Annotated in this window: 13 protein-coding genes and 1 tRNA gene; 4 read left to right on the plus strand and 10 right to left on the minus strand. The window is 38.9% G+C overall.

Annotated features, from left to right (window positions below; all coding sequences use genetic code 11):
- Positions 1–24 precede the first annotated feature (24 nt).
- On the plus strand, positions 25–750 hold the full coding sequence (gene phoU, locus FTV32_RS05510; RefSeq protein ID WP_180028173.1) for a phosphate signaling complex protein PhoU: 726 nt from the start codon (positions 25–27) through the stop codon (positions 748–750).
- Positions 751–1,146: 396 nt separating this feature from the next.
- On the opposite strand, the gene FTV32_RS05515 is transcribed toward phoU, so the two are convergent.
- The 3 genes from FTV32_RS05515 to ompR form a co-directional block, all read right to left on the minus strand.
- Positions 1,147–2,664, minus strand: coding sequence for an acetyl-CoA hydrolase/transferase family protein (locus FTV32_RS05515; protein ID WP_092767310.1), 1,518 nt, complete (start codon positions 2,662–2,664; stop codon positions 1,147–1,149).
- A 208-nt stretch (positions 2,665–2,872) separates the two neighbouring features.
- Positions 2,873–4,333, minus strand: coding sequence for an ATP-binding protein (locus FTV32_RS05520; RefSeq protein WP_092767308.1), 1,461 nt, complete (start codon positions 4,331–4,333; stop codon positions 2,873–2,875).
- A gap of 107 nt (positions 4,334–4,440) precedes the next feature.
- A complete protein-coding gene (gene ompR, locus FTV32_RS05525) occupies positions 4,441–5,205 on the minus strand; it encodes a two-component system response regulator OmpR (RefSeq protein WP_035263934.1) in 765 nt (254 codons plus the stop codon).
- 482 nt (positions 5,206–5,687) lie between these two features.
- Between ompR and FTV32_RS05530 the strand changes: the two genes are divergently transcribed.
- Positions 5,688–8,054 (plus strand): Tex family protein, encoded by a 2,367-nt coding sequence (locus FTV32_RS05530; RefSeq protein ID WP_035263936.1) that lies wholly within the window; start codon positions 5,688–5,690, stop codon positions 8,052–8,054.
- Between the two features lie 195 nt (positions 8,055–8,249).
- The gene (locus FTV32_RS05535; protein WP_180028174.1) at positions 8,250–10,445 is read left to right on the plus strand and encodes a bifunctional SulP family inorganic anion transporter/carbonic anhydrase; all 2,196 of its coding nucleotides are present in this window, start codon (positions 8,250–8,252) and stop codon (positions 10,443–10,445) included.
- Positions 10,446–10,503: 58 nt separating this feature from the next.
- Here FTV32_RS05535 and FTV32_RS05540 read toward each other — a convergent pair whose 3' ends face one another.
- From FTV32_RS05540 to FTV32_RS05555, 4 genes are all read right to left on the minus strand, one after another.
- A complete protein-coding gene (locus FTV32_RS05540; protein ID WP_035263938.1) occupies positions 10,504–10,821 on the minus strand; it encodes a hypothetical protein in 318 nt (105 codons plus the stop codon).
- A 113-nt stretch (positions 10,822–10,934) separates the two neighbouring features.
- A complete protein-coding gene (locus FTV32_RS05545) occupies positions 10,935–11,234 on the minus strand; it encodes a hypothetical protein (protein WP_035263939.1) in 300 nt (99 codons plus the stop codon).
- Positions 11,235–11,350: 116 nt separating this feature from the next.
- Complete coding sequence (locus FTV32_RS05550) at positions 11,351–12,238, minus strand: SDR family NAD(P)-dependent oxidoreductase (protein ID WP_035263940.1); 888 nt, start codon at positions 12,236–12,238, stop codon at positions 11,351–11,353.
- A 241-nt stretch (positions 12,239–12,479) separates the two neighbouring features.
- Entirely contained in the window at positions 12,480–13,757 is a 1,278-nt protein-coding gene (locus tag FTV32_RS05555; RefSeq protein ID WP_035263942.1) for an O-acetylhomoserine aminocarboxypropyltransferase/cysteine synthase family protein, read from the minus strand.
- A gap of 297 nt (positions 13,758–14,054) precedes the next feature.
- Here FTV32_RS05555 and ettA point away from each other — a divergent pair, with 297 nt between their 5' ends.
- Positions 14,055–15,716 carry an energy-dependent translational throttle protein EttA gene (ettA, locus tag FTV32_RS05560; protein ID WP_035263944.1) on the plus strand — a complete coding sequence of 554 codons (1,662 nt, stop codon included), beginning with the start codon at positions 14,055–14,057 and terminating at the stop codon, positions 15,714–15,716.
- Between the two features lie 51 nt (positions 15,717–15,767).
- On the opposite strand, the gene FTV32_RS05565 is transcribed toward ettA, so the two are convergent.
- The 3 genes from FTV32_RS05565 to FTV32_RS05575 form a co-directional block, all read right to left on the minus strand.
- On the minus strand, positions 15,768–16,073 hold the full coding sequence (locus tag FTV32_RS05565; protein WP_051586493.1) for an SEL1-like repeat protein: 306 nt from the start codon (positions 16,071–16,073) through the stop codon (positions 15,768–15,770).
- A gap of 158 nt (positions 16,074–16,231) precedes the next feature.
- Entirely contained in the window at positions 16,232–16,573 is a 342-nt protein-coding gene (locus tag FTV32_RS05570) for a membrane protein (protein WP_035263946.1), read from the minus strand.
- Between the two features lie 106 nt (positions 16,574–16,679).
- Positions 16,680–16,755 (minus strand) — tRNA-Glu (locus tag FTV32_RS05575).
- Between the last annotated feature and the right edge of the window lie 21 nt (positions 16,756–16,776).

Consider the following 16,776-nt stretch of genomic DNA (forward strand, 5'->3'; position numbering starts at 1 on the left):
CACGCTGTGTGGAGTAATAAGACTTTGAGCTCTAATAATCCTGTACTTAGCCACCATATTTCTTCTCAATTTAACGAAGATTTGCAAGATGTCCATACCAAATTTATGGCAATGGGTGGTTTGGTTGAGCAACAAGTTGCTAATGCCATTCATGCTCTTTTAGACACCAATTTGAATTTGGCTGTAGATGTCCAATTTCAAGATAATACGGTAAACCGCTACGAGCGTGAAATTGATGAAGGCTTGACTTTGATTTTAGTACGCCGTCATCCTGCTGCGAGTGATCTCCGTATGGTAATTGCAATGAGCAAGGCCAATACCGATTTAGAACGTATAGGTGATGAAGCAGCTAAAATTGCACGTATAGCCCAAAATCTATGTGAAGAAGGTGAGTCACCTCGTGGTTATATGGAAACACGTCATATCGGTAACCAAGTGCGAGTAATGATTCATGATGCATTGGATGCATTTGCACGTGTTGATGCAGAGCAAGCACTTAAAGTATTGTTGGCTGACGCAGATATCGATCGTGAATATCAATCTGCTACACGTACATTAATGACCTACATGATTGAGGATCCTCGTCATATTTCTCGTGTTCTGAATGTCATGTGGGTGCTCCGTTCTTTGGAGCGTATTGGTGACCATGCGCGAAATATTTCTGAACAAGTGATTTATATGGCTAAAGGCTATGACGTACGACACACCAGTGTGGAAGAGATTGAAGAAAAAGTTCAAGGTAATCATTAAAATAGAATTCATATAATACACAAGAACCTCGAATATCGAGGTTTTTTTATGTGATAATAAACTTGATTTTTGTAAAAGATATAGACAAAAAAATTCCTAGATTTTGGGGGAAATCTAGGAAGGAAAACTGATGAAACAGTACGCTGTTATTATTATTTGTTCACTCATAATCTTGCTATGAAATAATAATATTTAAATTATGTGTAAAGTTCAGCTATAAAAGTGTGGTTTTGTGTAATTTAATATTAATAAAATGTAAACTAGCTCACATTTAAGTATCTTATTCAATCCTGCCTATTTTATTGGTTTATGTCAATTATCATGATGATTTAAAAGTATTTTAGAATCATTGAAATAAAAAAAGCCCTGATATTCAGGGCTTTTTTAAAGTCGTACTTATGCAGATTTTGCTTCAGCAGGTGCAGATAACATATGACCTGTTTCTTCAAAATTAGAATGCCAAGAAAGCGCTTCTGTAAGTAGGTGAGGGGTTTGTCCACCTTTAGCACATGCACGATCGAAATAGTCGTTTAATGCATCTTTATACAATGGGTGAACACAGTTATCGATGATTGCACGTGCACGTTCACGCGGTGCAAGACCACGTAAATCAGCAAGACCTTGTTCAGTAACAAGAACGTCTACGTCATGACCTGTGTGATCTACGTGAGATGCCATCGGCACTACAGATGAAATGTCACCGCCTTTAGCGATTGATTTAGTCACGAAAATTGCGATATGCGCATTACGTGCGAAGTCACCTGAACCACCAATACCATTCATCATTTTTGAACCACATACGTGCGTAGAGTTCACATTGCCGTAGATGTCAAATTCAAGCGCAGTATTGATCCCGATAATCCCTAAACGGCGTACCAATTCTGGGTGGTTTGAAATTTCTTGAGGGCGTAATACAAGTTTGTCTTTGTATTGCTCAAGATTATTGAATACTTTTTCACCATAACGTGCAGAAAGTGTAATTGATGAGCCAGAAGCGAATTTCATTTTACCAGCATCAATTAATTCAAAAGTACAGTCTTGAAGTACTTCTGAGTACATGATGAGATCTTCAAAATTCGATTCTTTAAGACCCGTTAATACCGCATTGGCAATTGAACCAATACCTGCTTGTAATGGACCTAAATTTTTAGGAAGACGTTCTTCAGCGACTTCTTTTTCAAAGAATTCGATTAAGTGGTTTGCAATTGCTTGGGTCTCATCATCTGGTGCAGTCACTGTTGATGGAGAATCATGGAATTCGCTGTTAAATACGATGCCAACAATTTTAGCAGGATCGATATTAATTGCGTGTGTACCAATACGCTCATCGACTTGAGTGAGTGGAATCGGCTGACGTGTCGGACGATAAGATGGGATATAAATATCGTGCAAGCCTTCGAATGCTGGGCTTAAATTTGTGTTAATTTCAACAATTACTTTTTCTGCAAAGATTGCAAAGCTTGCTGAGTTACCTACTGAAGTCGTTGGAATGATGCCACCATCTTCAGTAATTGCTACAGCTTCGATTACAGCAATATCAGGCTTTTTCAATTGTTTATTACGCATTTGTTCAACAGTTTCTGACAAATGCTGATCAATAAACATTACTTCGCCTTTATTGATCGCCTTACGCAAAGTATTATCGACTTGGAAAGGTAGACGACGAGCCAATACGCCAGCTTCAGTTAACTGTTTATCTAAGTCATTACCCAAAGACGCACCAGTGATTAAAGTGATCTTTAAAGGGTTTGTATGAGCGCGTTTTACCAATGCCAATGGAACTGCTTTAGCTTCACCAGCACGCGTGAAACCACTCATACCTACGGTCATGCCATCTTCAATAAACGTTGAAGCTTGTTCAGCTGAAATGACTTTTTCATGAAGTGACTCTAAACGAATGCGATCTAAAGACATGGTTTACTCTTCTCTTGATATTCTGGATCTGGCACCGATTGTACCGATCAAGCGAGCCATTTTGCATACCTGTTAGGCTAAGGTCTAATTTTTTCAAAAAATGCGGATATAAAGATATATTATGGTTTGTAAGATATTGTTTTTTATTTTTAATTTTCATTGTGGTGAATAATTAAACCAATTCAACCGTTCAACTATTCACCATTCATCAAAATCGTTCGGTGATGGTTTGCCTGATTTTATCTAAGGTGCTATTGGTTGAAATATCAGCAACTTGAGGTGTTGAAAGGGGCAGTAGAATGATAGCTTCAAGACCTCCTTCAGGACGATTATGAATTTTTAATTCACCTTCATGAATATCGACAATTCGTTTTACAATGGCTAAACCAAGACCACTCCCTTGGATGGTACGTGCTTCATTGCCACGTACAAAAGGTTGCATAAGGTCTGCAATTTGATCTTCTGGGATTCCATCACCGTGATCAGCAACACAAATTTTTAGATGATCTCCCTCGACTTTCGCACTTAGCTCAATGGGTTCAGCACCATAACGCTTAGAATTATTAATTAAGTTACCAATTAAGCGCTTGAGGGAAAGCGAACGAGCAGTAATCAGTGGGAGTTCTTCTGGTTCAAAGCGAATATCCAGGGGTTTAAACTGAATAACCAATTCTTGCAAAAGGGTATTGATATTGGTTTCTTTTAGGTCTTCATCTGAACCATCACGCATGTAAGAAATAAACTGATTAAGAATGGCATCCATATCATCCACATCAAAGATTAAGCCTTCTTTCAAGAAGTCATCATCTGACATCATTTCAGCACTCAGTCGAATTCGAGTGAGCGGGGTTCTTAAATCATGTGAAATACCAGCCAACATAATTTGACGATCACGTTCAGTGAGCTCCAATGTATAAATCATATGATTAAAGGCTTGGTTGACTTGGCGGATTTCCAAAGGTCCGTGGTTCGTCTCAAGATAGGGGGCTTTTCCAGTTTTACTATAGCTATTTGCTGCATTTTGAAGTCGGCGTAGTGGGCGATTGAGCTGTCTCACTAAAGTTAAGATAATCATGGCTGAAATCAGCGGTACGCCAAGAAACCATGCCAAAATCAATTCGGGGCTATAATTTGCATAAGTTTTTAACGGTTCTTGAACCCAATTCCCGTTCATTTCTGGGGTTTGAATCCAAATACGTGGGCTAGGTTTAAATTGGAAATAGACGGTGACCTCAGGCACGTCGAGCTCTTTGGCCAAACGTTTTTCAACTTGGTTCGTAAAGAATTCAGCAATGACTTTATCGCGCTGGTTGGGGAACGCAGCAGGGTCTGTAACGTATTCAATTCCAACACGCTGTTTTAACCATGTGTCAACATCAAGTTCAGTGTCACCATGAAAAATTCGAAGGTCGGGGTTGTTGATAATTTCGAGTTCAACCGCAAGGTAGCGTGCATGCTGTTGAATCTCTGGTAAATAGAGGGTTTTCCAAAAAAACCAAAGTGACATAAACAGACTAAAGAACACCACAAAAACAACCAAAACTGTTGTTCGCATTGCAGCGGAGCGCGGCTTGATTTTGTCAAGAAAGCGTTCCCATTTCGTTCGTTTTCGCTCTGAATACGCAACAAATTCATTAAATTTTTGTGGGTCAATAGGATCAAGTTTCACGGTCTAACCTGAGAGTTTGGGCTTAAAAAGAATAAGTGCATGTAATTGTTTAATACATAAAATAAAGACCCCGACATCATTGATGGCGGAGTCCATTGTTTAAAAAATTATTCTGCACCATCTGGTACGAATACGTATCCCACACCCCACACCGTTTGAATATAGCGTGCACGAGCCGGATTTTCCTCGATTAAACGACGTAAACGAGAGACTTGAACATCAATAGAGCGTTCCATTGCTCCCCATTCACGACCACGTGCCAAATTCATTAATTTATCACGTGTCAACGGTTCACGAGGATGTTGCACCAATGCTTTGAGTACTGCGAATTCACCAGTAGTTAAGGTCACCACTTGACCCTCACGAGTCAGTGTTCGAGTCGATAGATCGAGTGACCAAGGACCAAATGAAACCACTTCAACATTCTGGCTTGGTGCCCCAGGAACCTCACGCACTTGTCGACGTAGTACAGCTCGGATACGAGCTAACAATTCATTTGGGTTGAATGGTTTTGGTAGATAGTCATCAGCACCTGCTTCAAGCCCTGCAATACGATCAGAGTCGCTACCACGTGCAGTGAGCATAATAATAGGAGTGTCAATGTTAGACTGCCTTAAACGACGACAAATGCTCAAACCATCTTCTACAGGAAGCATAAAATCTAAAACGATGAGCGAGAAAAGTTCACGTTGTAATAACCGATCCATTTGCGTGGCATCATGTGCGGTTTTAACCACAAAACCTTTATCTTCTAAAAACCGTTGTAAAAGGGTACGAAGACGCACATCATCGTCGACGACCAGAATGCGTTCAACTCTGTCAGTGTCATTGTGTACTACATCAGTATTTTCAGCAGGTACAACTAAACTCATGATGCACTCCCTTAAAAGTTGTATTTATAAATAGTCATTTGTCTCAGTATAATGCCTAAGTTCTTGTTAAGACTATGTATCAAATTGCTCAAAATTACAATTTTAAGTGTGTTCTGAAACCAAATCACAACATGTATTGACCTGTTTTTAAGCAAATAATTTAAAATAAAATCGCTATTCAATATGAAGCTAATTTGAAGTGGTATTGAAAGCAAAAAATTTACATCAAAATCAGAAAAATAAAGTGATTATAAAGAGTTAAATGTTTTAGTTCATTGTCAAAGTGATGACACAATGACGCATTACACTCAAATAATTGATCAGAGATCTCACTAGAAGCTTTTTCTCTGGGAGATAAAACTAGAAAAATTGAGACTTTTATTTAAAATTTCATTGCAAATATTCAAAACAATTGTGGATTTTATAGTCTCGGTCTTTATAATCACTAACTTTTAGTCCTTATCCTTGTGGAATTTAACACGATGACTGACTTAGTTCAGCAGTTGGCAAGTGAACTTGCCGTACGTCCAAACCAAGTAGAAGCTGCCATTAAGCTGATTGATGAAGGTTCTAGTGTTCCATTTATTGCACGTTACCGTAAAGAAGTAACTCAAGGCTTAGACGATACGCAGTTACGTCAACTGGATACCCGATTAACTTACCTTCGTGATTTATTTGAACGCCGTGAAAAGGTCATTGAATCACTGAAAGAACAAAATAAACTCACGGATGATTTGTTAGCTCGCGTCAATGCCGTTGAAACAAAAAATGCATTAGAAGAAATTTACGCACCGTATCGTCCAAAACGTACGAGTAAATCATTTAAAGCAAAAGAGGCTGGTTTAGGCCCAATCGCTGAAAAAATCTATAATGAAAATGTTGAACCTGCAGAAGCTTTAGCAGGATTTAATCATGAAGATTATCCTGATTTAGAGAGTCAATTAGACGCTGTTCAGCATATTCTCATTGATGACTGGGCACAAAATATTGCACTCACGACAGAGCTTAAAGCGATGTTTGCAAAAACAGCAGTTTTAAAAAGCTTAGTTGCTAGTGAAGAGAAAAAAGAAGTTGGTAAAAAATTCCGTGACTACTTCGATTTTTCTGAAAATTTAAACAAAGTTCCATCACATCGCTTATTGGCAATGTTACGTGGACGTCAAGAGAATGTACTAGGTCTAAAAGTTGATGGTGAAAATGATGCTCCTTTGGCGCGCATTGAAACTGAATACAATCTTGATCAAGTTCAACCTCAAGCCCGTCAAGATTTTCTGAAGCAGACTGCAAAATTATTCTGGCTCGGCAAAGTCCGCCCTACAATTGAGCATTCACTTCTGACAGAAAAGCGTTTGGCTGCTGAAGCAGAAGCAATGCAAGTATTTGCAGAAAATTTACGTCATTTACTTTTATCTGCACCAGCAGGTTCACGTACTACTTTAGGTGTGGATCCTGGTATCCGTACGGGTGTGAAATTGGCTGTCGTGAATGCATCTGGAGATGTACTGGCACACAGCACGATTTATCCATTCGCACCTAAAGAAGATAAAGAAGGCTCAATCAATGAATTGGCACGTTTATGCCGTGAATTCAATGTTGAGCTAATTGCTATTGGTAACGGTACCGCGAGTCGTGAAACAGAAGCTGTTGTTGCGGAAATGATGGCTGCTCATGCTGATCTTAAATTAACGCGCGTGTCTGTATCTGAAGCAGGTGCTTCAGTATATTCAGCATCTGAATTGGCTTCACAAGAATTACCAGATTTAGACGTATCGATTCGTGGTGCAGTATCTATTGCGCGTCGTTTACAAGATCCATTGGCTGAACTTGTGAAGATTGATCCTAAATCAATTGGTGTAGGTCAATATCAACACGATGTGAATCAAACAGGCTTGGCAAAAACGCTTGAAGCTGTAGTGGAAGACTGTGTGAACTCAGTTGGTGTAGATGTGAATACAGCATCTTCAGCGATTTTGGGTTACATCGCAGGATTAAATAAATCTATAGCACAGCAAATTGTAGACTACCGTAAAGAGAATGGTCGTTTTGATAATCGTCAAGATTTGAAAAAAGTACCACGCTTAGGTGAGCGTACTTTTGAGCAAGCTGCAGGTTTCTTACGTATTCAAGATGGTTCAGAACCATTGGATGCATCAGCAGTTCATCCTGAGTCTTATGGTTTAGTCAACAAGATTGTTGAAGCGAAAGCGACCACTGTAAAAGATATTATTGGCAATACTGAAATCATTCGTCAGGTTAAACCTGAAGAGTTTGTTGATGATAAATTTGGTTTACCAACGATCCAAGATGTTTTGGCGGAGCTTGAAAAACCAGGTCGTGATCCACGTCCAGAGTTCCGTACAGCGAAGTTCCGTGATGACATTACTGAGGTTTCACAACTGACTGAAGGCTTAGAGCTTGAAGGTGTAGTGACCAATGTAACGAACTTTGGTGCATTTGTTGATGTTGGTGTTCATCAAGATGGTTTAGTTCATATTTCAGAACTAGCGAATGAATTTATTTCTGATCCACATAAGTTTGTGAAACCAGGGCAAATTGTTCAAGTGCGTGTGTTACAAGTTGATGTGGAACGTAATCGTGTTAATTTATCGATGCGTCCTGCAGGATCTGAAGCACCTGCGAAGGCAACGCGCCAGCCACGTCGTGAAACTCATGGCCAGCAAGAGCAACGTGGTGAGCGTAAACCACACGCGAAGCGTCCTCAGCAAGCACGTCCACAGGGTGATCGCCCACAACATGCGAAAAAACCTCAGCAGCAGAAACCACAAGAACAGAAAATTGGTGGTTTAGGTGCATTATTATTACAAGCAGGGGTTAAAGGTTCGAAGTAATCTTTAATCAGGTAAAAAACCTCCCATATGGGAGGTTTTTTTATGCTTATGTTTTTAAATAAATGAAGAACATCAAGGTGATTTATTTTAAATGTAAACTTTAAGATGGTGTAAAACAACAAGAAAAACTTAATAATCAATTCACTTCAAAATTATTTTTAACTTTATAAGTCATATAATTAAGAAAAATTAAACATGAGTATATCTCAAAATAAAGAGCTGAAACCTCGATTTTATAGTCGTGATTTGCTCTCAGGTCTGGTTGTTTTCCTTGTTGCACTTCCGCTTTGTTTGGGCATAGCTCATGCATCAGGTGCACCACTCATTTCAGGCATTATTGCTGGCGTGATTGGTGGAATCGTTGTTGGTTTTTTTAGTGGCTCACATATCAGTGTATCTGGTCCCGCTGCAGGCTTAGTGGCGATTGTATTGACCCAAATTGAATTACTACAAGGTAATTATCAAGCCTTTTTGTTCACATTGTTTTTAGCTAGAATTTTACAAATATTATTTGGTATTTTTAGGTTAGGTGTTTTCTCAAATTTCGTACCCACCAATGTGATTTTGGGATTGCTTGCCGCGATTGGTCTGTTACTGATTATCAGTCAATTACCTAAATTGATTGGTTTGGATGTCAAAGGCTTTGTTTTGATTGATCAATGGTCAATTCAATCTGTACTGAGTCATATTGATATTGGCTCAGGATTAATTGGTCTAAGTTGTATTGCGTTAATCCTACTGTGGGATAGTAGTAAATTAAAAAAACTGCCGCTGCCTTCAGCCTTGATTGCGGTGATATTTGCTGGACTTCTTAACTTTATCATGTTGAAAATCGGCTCTCCATATGCAGTAAACCCTCAACAATTGATTAATCTTCCGAATATCTTTTCTGGTTCAGAAACGATTTTCCAGTTTCCAGATTTTTCGTATTGGAATAATAGTTTAATTTATACGGGTGCAATTACATTAGCGGTGGTAGCTTCTCTTGAAACACTATTGAATTTAGAAGCTGCCGATAAGATGGATCCACAAAAGCGCTCATCACCACCGAATCGTGAATTATTTGCACAGGGTGTTGGAAACTCTATGTCAGGATTGATCGGTGGTATGCCGATTACCTCAGTCATTGTTCGTAGTTCAGTGAATGCAACCAGTGGAGCTAAAACCAAATTTTCTGCAATCTTTCATGGTTTTTTACTGATTGTTGCAGTGGTGGCGCTCACCCCATTAATCAATGCGATACCGCTATCTTCATTGGCAGCAATCTTAATCTTGACTGGATTTAAATTGGCAACACCAAGCCTATTTAAACGGATTTATGCGCAAGGTTGGAAACAATTTTTACCTTTTATTGTCACGGTAGTTGCAATCATTGCAACTGATTTACTGAAAGGCATCATGATTGGTCTAGTGATCAGTTTATTGATTATCTTACAGAGTCATTTACACCGTGGTGTACGTGTGATCCATGAAAAACACTTGCATGGTTCACTTACCCGTATTGAATTAGCACCGAATTTAAGTTTTTTAAATCGTGCCGCACTCGTCACCGCTTTAGAAAAAGTTAAACCGCATGAAAATGTGCTAATCGATGCATCCAATACCTATTATATTGATCCAGATATCTATCAAATTATTAAGGACTTTCAAAGTGAAGTGGCGGTAAAGCAGGGGATAAAAGTTAATTTACAAGGTTTTAAAGCACATTATCCTGAAATAAAAGAGGACGAGCTCGATCTTGATGTGAGTACGCAAGAACTCCAAAAACAGCTCAGTCCTGATCAAGTTTTACAGATGCTAAAAGACGGGAACTTGCGTTTTATTAATCATCAGCGTTTACACCATAATATTGCTCGCCAAATTCAAGTTACGTCAAATGCAGGGCAACATCCTATTGCTGCAGTGTTGGGTTGTATGGATTCTAGAGCACCGACAGAGCGCATTTTTGATGTAGGAATCGGTGATTTATTCAGTTTGCGTATTGCTGGAAATATTGCTGGTCAAAAAGTCGTGGGCTCTTTAGAGTTTGCATGTAAAACCAAAGGTTCAAAACTGATCGTGGTATTGGGGCATACGGACTGTGGTGCGGTAGGATCTGCTTGTCATTTATTTGAGCAAAAGGTGGATTTGAGTCAACTAAAAGATACACCGAACGTTCAGCATTTTTTGAAGCCGATTATGCAGGCGGCGGAAACAGTCAAAAATGATATGAGTAATTATCAACTTACAACCAATTTTATTGATGCCGTAACTGTGTTAAATGTGCGAAATAATATTAATTATATTATTAAAAATAGTGACACGTTAAGAGACATGATTGAGCGTAAAGAGATTGGGATTGTTGGCGCAATCTATGATGTGAAATCTGGTCAAGTCAACTTTTTATCTTAAATGATCTCATTTCATCAGTAAGTGATATTAAAAACCTCCCAAATGGGAGGTTTTTAATTTATCCATTAATCATGGGGACAATCCAGCTGGTTAAGATCAATAAAATCCCGAGATGACCTAATTTTCGTGAAATTTTTACGAATTTTGGAACTGATTGTTCGATCTTTTGTGCATAGTCTTGTAGGTTGGCAGCTTTAGTTTGGCGGCTATGCCACAAGAATACGGCAAGATCGATACAGATGAGAATAGTTCCTACATCTGCGACTACGTCTAAAACTTTAAATTCTTGAGTATAAAAACCTAGAGTAACTTGATAAATGAGGAATATCGCAAATGCGATGGCTGCAAATTGCAGCACTAAAGCTAAACCACGCATAAGTACAAAGCATAAAATCAATAAGATGCAAGGTTTATAACATAACTCTGCCACCTAACGAATGATCTCAAAATTTTTTTTACGCCTAGATTTGAACCCAATCATGATTAGCACTAAATAAGATTCGGTAAGATCAAGCTGAATGCAATAGTGCCTAAACCTATTTTTGACAAATGATATGCATAAGACTTTGGTGCTTTGGCATGATTCATCTGCTGTTGATCCAATTCAGTTTTATTTTGAGCATCGGCTGGTTTTATGTTGAATCCCAGCTCAAGCAAAATTAAAAATAAACCTAGCTGTAATAAGGTGTCGAATGAGTAATGTTGCTGAATAATCATGCTCATGATTTGAGTAAAAATCAAAACAGCAACTGCTAGAAAAAATAATCTAAAAAAATAAATTTGAGCCATGACAAACTCCTATTTTATGTTTTGATCATGGCATTTAATTCTTAAAGAATAATTAAAATCACACAGTGAAAATGTAACAAGATCATCTCACAAAGTACTTAAATTAACTTGTTCGATCACCAATGTTCGCCAGGAAATAGTCGGGCATATGCACGCTGTACAATGTTTAATTTCTCTTGGCGACCGACAGAAGCAGTAGAGCTTGGAAATAAATTAAATCCAATCGACATCAATTTATTATTAATATCAGGTGCAATTGCATAAGTAATTGATGCAAGTTTTCCAAGACCAGTCGCTACCTTTTTTGGACGGTTCACAATAGCACCAGCGATTAAATCTGCAGCTTGATTCGGTGAAAGTGCTGGCACGTATTTATATATTTTAGTTGGAGCGATCATCGGCGTTCTGACCAAAGGCATGTAGACCGAGGTGATAGCGATATTATGCGCATGTACTTCAGCTGATAGGCAACGGCTAAATGCATCCAATGCAGCTTTTGAAGCGACATATGCAGAGAAGCGTGTAGCATTGGCTAATACACCAATTGAACTAATATTAATAATATGTCCACGTTCACGGTCTATCATATGTGGAAGGACATTTAAAATGAGGCGAACAGCACCAAAATAGTTGAGTTGCATCGTGCGTTCAAAATCATGAAAACGGTCGATGGACTCATGGACTGCACGGCGAATCGAACGACCTGCGTTATTAATTAGAATATCAATATGTGTGACGCTATCGAAGATTTGTTGCGTTACAGCATCGATTGAACTCATATCATTCAAATCACAAGGAAAAATGTCAGCTTTTCCCCCTTTTTGCTCAATCTCATATTTTACTTGTTGTAAAGTTTCCTCAGTTCGTGCCACCAATAATACATGCGCACCTGCCGCAGCCAATTGATGTGCAACAGTTAAACCGATACCACTGGATGCGCCTGTAATCAGAATATTTTTTCCATGGACACGTTTTTTAAAACGCTGTTCTAATTTTTTATTCACTTCATTCTCCCTGTAAATGCAATGAATTGTGCAACACGTCTTTTGCAACGTGTCATACAAATCAGTATAGTGGAAAAATGAAAATAAACCATGGCATAAGTTTATGAATTTATTGTAAAAATTAGAGTAAATGCTCTAATTTTTGTATTTGATAATACGAGTAAAATAACTAAAAAAGACCCTAAGGTAAATGAGGATAAAGCCTCAATCATGAGGCTTTATTTCTAATGCATTATCAAAATTAAACTTGAGCGAGCGCTTGTTCTAGGTCGGCGATTAAATCGTCAGCATGTTCGATTCCAATAGATAAGCGAACCATATCCGTAGAAACGCCAGCAGCTTTTAACTCTTCTTCATTCAGTTGGCGATGCGTTGTGGTTGCTGGGTGGCATGCTAAGCTTTTTGCATCACCGATATTCACCAATCGTGTGAATAATTGTAGGGCATCAATAAAGCGAGTTCCGCCTGCTAAGCCATCCTGTACACCAAATGAAAGAATTGCTGAAGGTTTGCCCTTAACGTATTTCTGAGCTAAAGCATGCTGCGGGTGATCAGGTAATCCTGCGTAATTTACCCATTTTACTTTTGGATGAGCTTGTAAATATTGAGCAACTTTTAAAGCATTTTCAGTATGACGTTCCATACGTAGACTTAATGTTTCTAAACCTTGTAGGATTAAGAAAACATTTTGTGGGCTAATCGCTGCACCTGTGTTGCGTAATGGCACGACACGAGCACGTGCAATATAAGCTGCTTCACCAAGCGCTTCGACATAGTTCACGCCGTGATAGCTTGGATCGGGCGTATTTAACGCTTTAAAACGATCTGGATATTTACCCCAAGGGAATTTACCGCTGTCAACAATGATACCGCCGATCGAATTACCATGTCCGCCGATGTACTTGGTTAGAGAGTGAACAACAATATCTGCACCAAATTCAAAAGATTTTTGAAGCACTGGTGTAGCAACCGTATTGTCCACAATCACAGGAATACCAAGTTCATGTGCAAGCTTGGAAATCGCCTCTAAATCAATAATATTGCCGAGTGGATTACCAATAGACTCAACGAAGACTAATTTAGTTTTTTCATCAACAAGTGCCCGCAAACTTTCTGGATTTTGATAATCGAAGAAGCGCACTTCGATCCCTTGTTTTGGTAGCGTATGTGCAAATAAATTATATGTACCACCATAAAGTGTAGATACAGAAGCGATATTGTCCCCAGCTTCAGCAATGGTTTGAATGGCATAGGTAATGGCTGCCATACCTGATGCAAGTGCTAATGCGCCGATCCCACCTTCGAGTGCTGCAATACGTTGTTCAAGCACAGCAGTCGTTGGGTTCATAATCCGTGTATAAATATTCCCAGAGACCTTTAAATCGAATAGGTCTGCGCCATGTTGCGTATTATCAAATGAGTAAGACGTCGTTTGATAAATGGGTACCGCAACTGCTTTAGTCGTTGGTTCAGGTGAGTATCCAGCATGGATGGCGAGGGTTTCGTCCTTATATGTCATTTTGAGATCTTCTTGTGGTTTAAAAATTGTTCAATGAGAATATAGCACCCTAATCATATTATAAAATTTATAAAATATTGAAAAAGTTATCTAAAATTCTCATATGTTGCTCATTTAAAAGCCATATTCTTGTGCACTTTGAATGGTGAATTTGATGAAAAATAAACTTGTAACATTCCTTGCAAGTTCGGGCGTATGGCTTATGTTTTTATCGTATTCATCGTATAATGCTCCCTAATTATTTGTCCGCGATTTGTATTTACAGCGGATTTTGTTTTTTTTATAGAGGAGTCCTACGTGGCCCAATATATTTACACGATGAACCGTGTGTCTAAGATGGTTCCGCCTAAGCGCGAAATCCTTAAAGACATCTCTTTATCATTTTTCCCGGGCGCTAAAATTGGTGTTCTTGGTTTAAACGGTGCAGGTAAATCTACCTTGCTTCGTATTATGGCTGGCGTAGATAAAGATTTCTCTGGTGAAGCTCGTGCACAACCAGGTATCAAGATCGGCTACCTTGAGCAAGAGCCGCCATTAGATGAAACAAAAGACGTTCGTGGCAACGTTGAAGATGGCGTTCGTGAAGCACTTGATGCATTAGCTCGTCTTGATGAAGTTTTCGCTGAATATGCAGCTGAAGATGCCGACTTTGATGCACTTGCAAAAGAGCAAGAAAAGCTTGAAGCAATTATTCAAACTTGGGATGCGCATAACTTAAATAACCAGCTTGAACAAGCAGCGGCAGCGTTAAACTTGCCAGCTTGGGATGCTGATGTCACTAAATTGTCAGGTGGTGAGCGCCGTCGTGTGGCACTTTGCCGTTTGCTCTTGTCTAAACCAGACATGTTGCTTCTTGACGAACCGACGAACCATTTGGATGCATCATCTGTTTCATGGTTGGAACGTTTCTTAAAAGACTTCCCTGGTACAATCGTTGCGATTACGCATGACCGTTATTTCTTGGATAACGTTGCTGAGTGGATTCTTGAGCTTGACCGTGGTATGGGTATCCCTTATCAAGGTAATTATTCTTCTTGGTTAGAGCAGAAAAATGCTCGTTTAGAGCAAGAACAGAAGCAAGAAGAATCTTTTGCTAAAGCATTGAAAAAAGAACTTGAATGGGTTCGTTCTAATGCAAAAGGTCAGCAAAAGAAAAATAAAGCACGTATGGAACGCTTTGAAGAGCTTAACTCTCGTGAATTCCAACAACGTAACGAAACGTCTGAAATCTACATTCCACCTGGTCCACGTCTAGGGAACAAGGTTGTAGAAGTTGAAGGCATCAGCAAATCGTTTGGTGATCGTACACTTTACAAAGATTTATCTTTTGTTGTTCCTCCTTGTGCGATCGTGGGTATCGTGGGTGAGAACGGTGCTGGTAAAACTACACTATTCCGTATGATGACAGGTGAATTACAACCTGATACAGGTACGGTAACGCTAGGTGAGTCAGTTAAAGTGGCTTACGTGGGTCAGATTCGTGACACCTTAGATAACAATAAAACGGTTTGGGAAGAAGTTTCTGGCGGTTTAGATATCTTACGTATTGGTGAATATGAAATCGCATCACGTGCATATATTGGTCGTTTTAACTTTAAAGGCCAAGATCAGCAGAAGCGTGTAGGTCAATTGTCAGGTGGTGAGCGTAACCGTTTACAACTTGCGAAAATTCTACAAATGGGTGCAAACGTTATCCTTCTCGATGAACCATCGAACGACTTGGATATCGAAACTTTACGTGCCCTTGAGGATGCAATTTTAGTATTCCCGGGTACTGTAATGGTCATTTCGCATGACCGTTGGTTCCTTGACCGTATTGCAACGCACATCTTGTCATTCGAAGGTGAAACACCAGAATTCTTCACAGGAAACTATGCTGAGTTCGAAGAATACCGTCGTAAACGTGATGGCGATGATTTAGTGGCTAAGCGCCAGAAATATCGCAAAATTGGTGGTTAATTCCATCTAATAAAAAAACCAGCCTTCAGGCTGGTTTTTTATGAATTAATTCTATGAAAATGCTAAAAGACTATAAGCTTGAAGTAGAGTTCTTTTTGCATTTTCATTTCCAGCATTCGCTGATTGGTTCAGCCATTTTTCAGCAATTTGATAATTTCGATCCAAACCTAGTTCACCATTTAAGTAACTCAGACCTAATTGATATTGTGCTTCAGCATTCCCACGTAATGCATCACGTAGGTATAACCACATTTGATTTCGAGGGTTTAAGGATGTGGATGGCTCGAGATTGGATAAATTAGCTGTTCGAGTACGTTTTAGATCAAAGAATAGTGATTGAAATAGTTTTATTATCATTATGGTTCTCCTTGCTTATCCATGCAAAAATGAGATCTATTTCATTAAATTATGCTCTTTTGAAGGTTTTGTCTACTACTCATATATAAAATTTAAATTTATTTAATTTTAAGTCCTTAAAGCTCAAATGAGCTTTAAGGATAGATGAAAATAAACAATTAATTTTCCCATTCGTGATTACATTCACGGCATTTCCATTTCTTTTGAGATTGCATGAAGGCTTGCATCGAAATTTTGAAATCTGGTAAATCTTTCCAGAACATCACACCCGCTATCACTGCAATTAAAAATACGATCACAGTTGCAATTTGAAGTGTCTCACCAGCACCATTACTAAAAATCATCAATACAACGCTAATAATGACCAATAATAGGAGTAAAAATAGAGTGGGTACGAGGATGATTAAGCTTTTAGGAACATTTGGTCGTACAGCAGGTGCATTAGCACTCGCTAAAGGAAGAATTTTACGACTTTGACATTTAGGGCATTGGTACTGCATGAGCGCTCCGTATTTCTTTTACTTAATTCTATAACATCGAAACTAAAATCAAAAATGTATAGATGAAAAAAAACCACTGATCGAGGTCAGTGGTTTTTTTAGAATTTGGCGTCCCTACGGGGATTCGAACCCCGGTTACCGCCGTGAAAGGGCGATGTCCTAGGCCTCTAGACGATAGGGACTTATGAGGCAACACAGTCAAT

Source organism: Acinetobacter sp. YH16032 (assembly GCF_013417345.1).
Lineage (GTDB): Bacteria > Pseudomonadota > Gammaproteobacteria > Pseudomonadales > Moraxellaceae > Acinetobacter.

Bases quoted from the DNA above. Each gene is read 5' to 3' on its own strand.
- FTV32_RS05555 (WP_035263942.1), bottom strand. From the start codon at position 13,757: ATGACATATAAGGACGAAACCCTCGCCATCCATGCTGGATACTCACCT.
- FTV32_RS05540 (WP_035263938.1), bottom strand. From the start codon at position 10,821: ATGCGTGGTTTAGCTTTAGTGCTGCAATTTGCAGCCATCGCATTTGCG.
- FTV32_RS05535 (WP_180028174.1), top strand. From the start codon at position 8,250: ATGAGTATATCTCAAAATAAAGAGCTGAAACCTCGATTTTATAGTCGT.
- FTV32_RS05565 (WP_051586493.1), bottom strand. From the start codon at position 16,073: ATGATAATAAAACTATTTCAATCACTATTCTTTGATCTAAAACGTACT.
- ompR (WP_035263934.1), bottom strand. From the start codon at position 5,205: ATGAGTTTAGTTGTACCTGCTGAAAATACTGATGTAGTACACAATGAC.
- FTV32_RS05570 (WP_035263946.1), bottom strand. From the start codon at position 16,573: ATGCAGTACCAATGCCCTAAATGTCAAAGTCGTAAAATTCTTCCTTTA.
- FTV32_RS05515 (WP_092767310.1), bottom strand. From the start codon at position 2,664: ATGTCTTTAGATCGCATTCGTTTAGAGTCACTTCATGAAAAAGTCATT.
- FTV32_RS05545 (WP_035263939.1), bottom strand. From the start codon at position 11,234: ATGGCTCAAATTTATTTTTTTAGATTATTTTTTCTAGCAGTTGCTGTT.
- FTV32_RS05530 (WP_035263936.1), top strand. From the start codon at position 5,688: ATGACTGACTTAGTTCAGCAGTTGGCAAGTGAACTTGCCGTACGTCCA.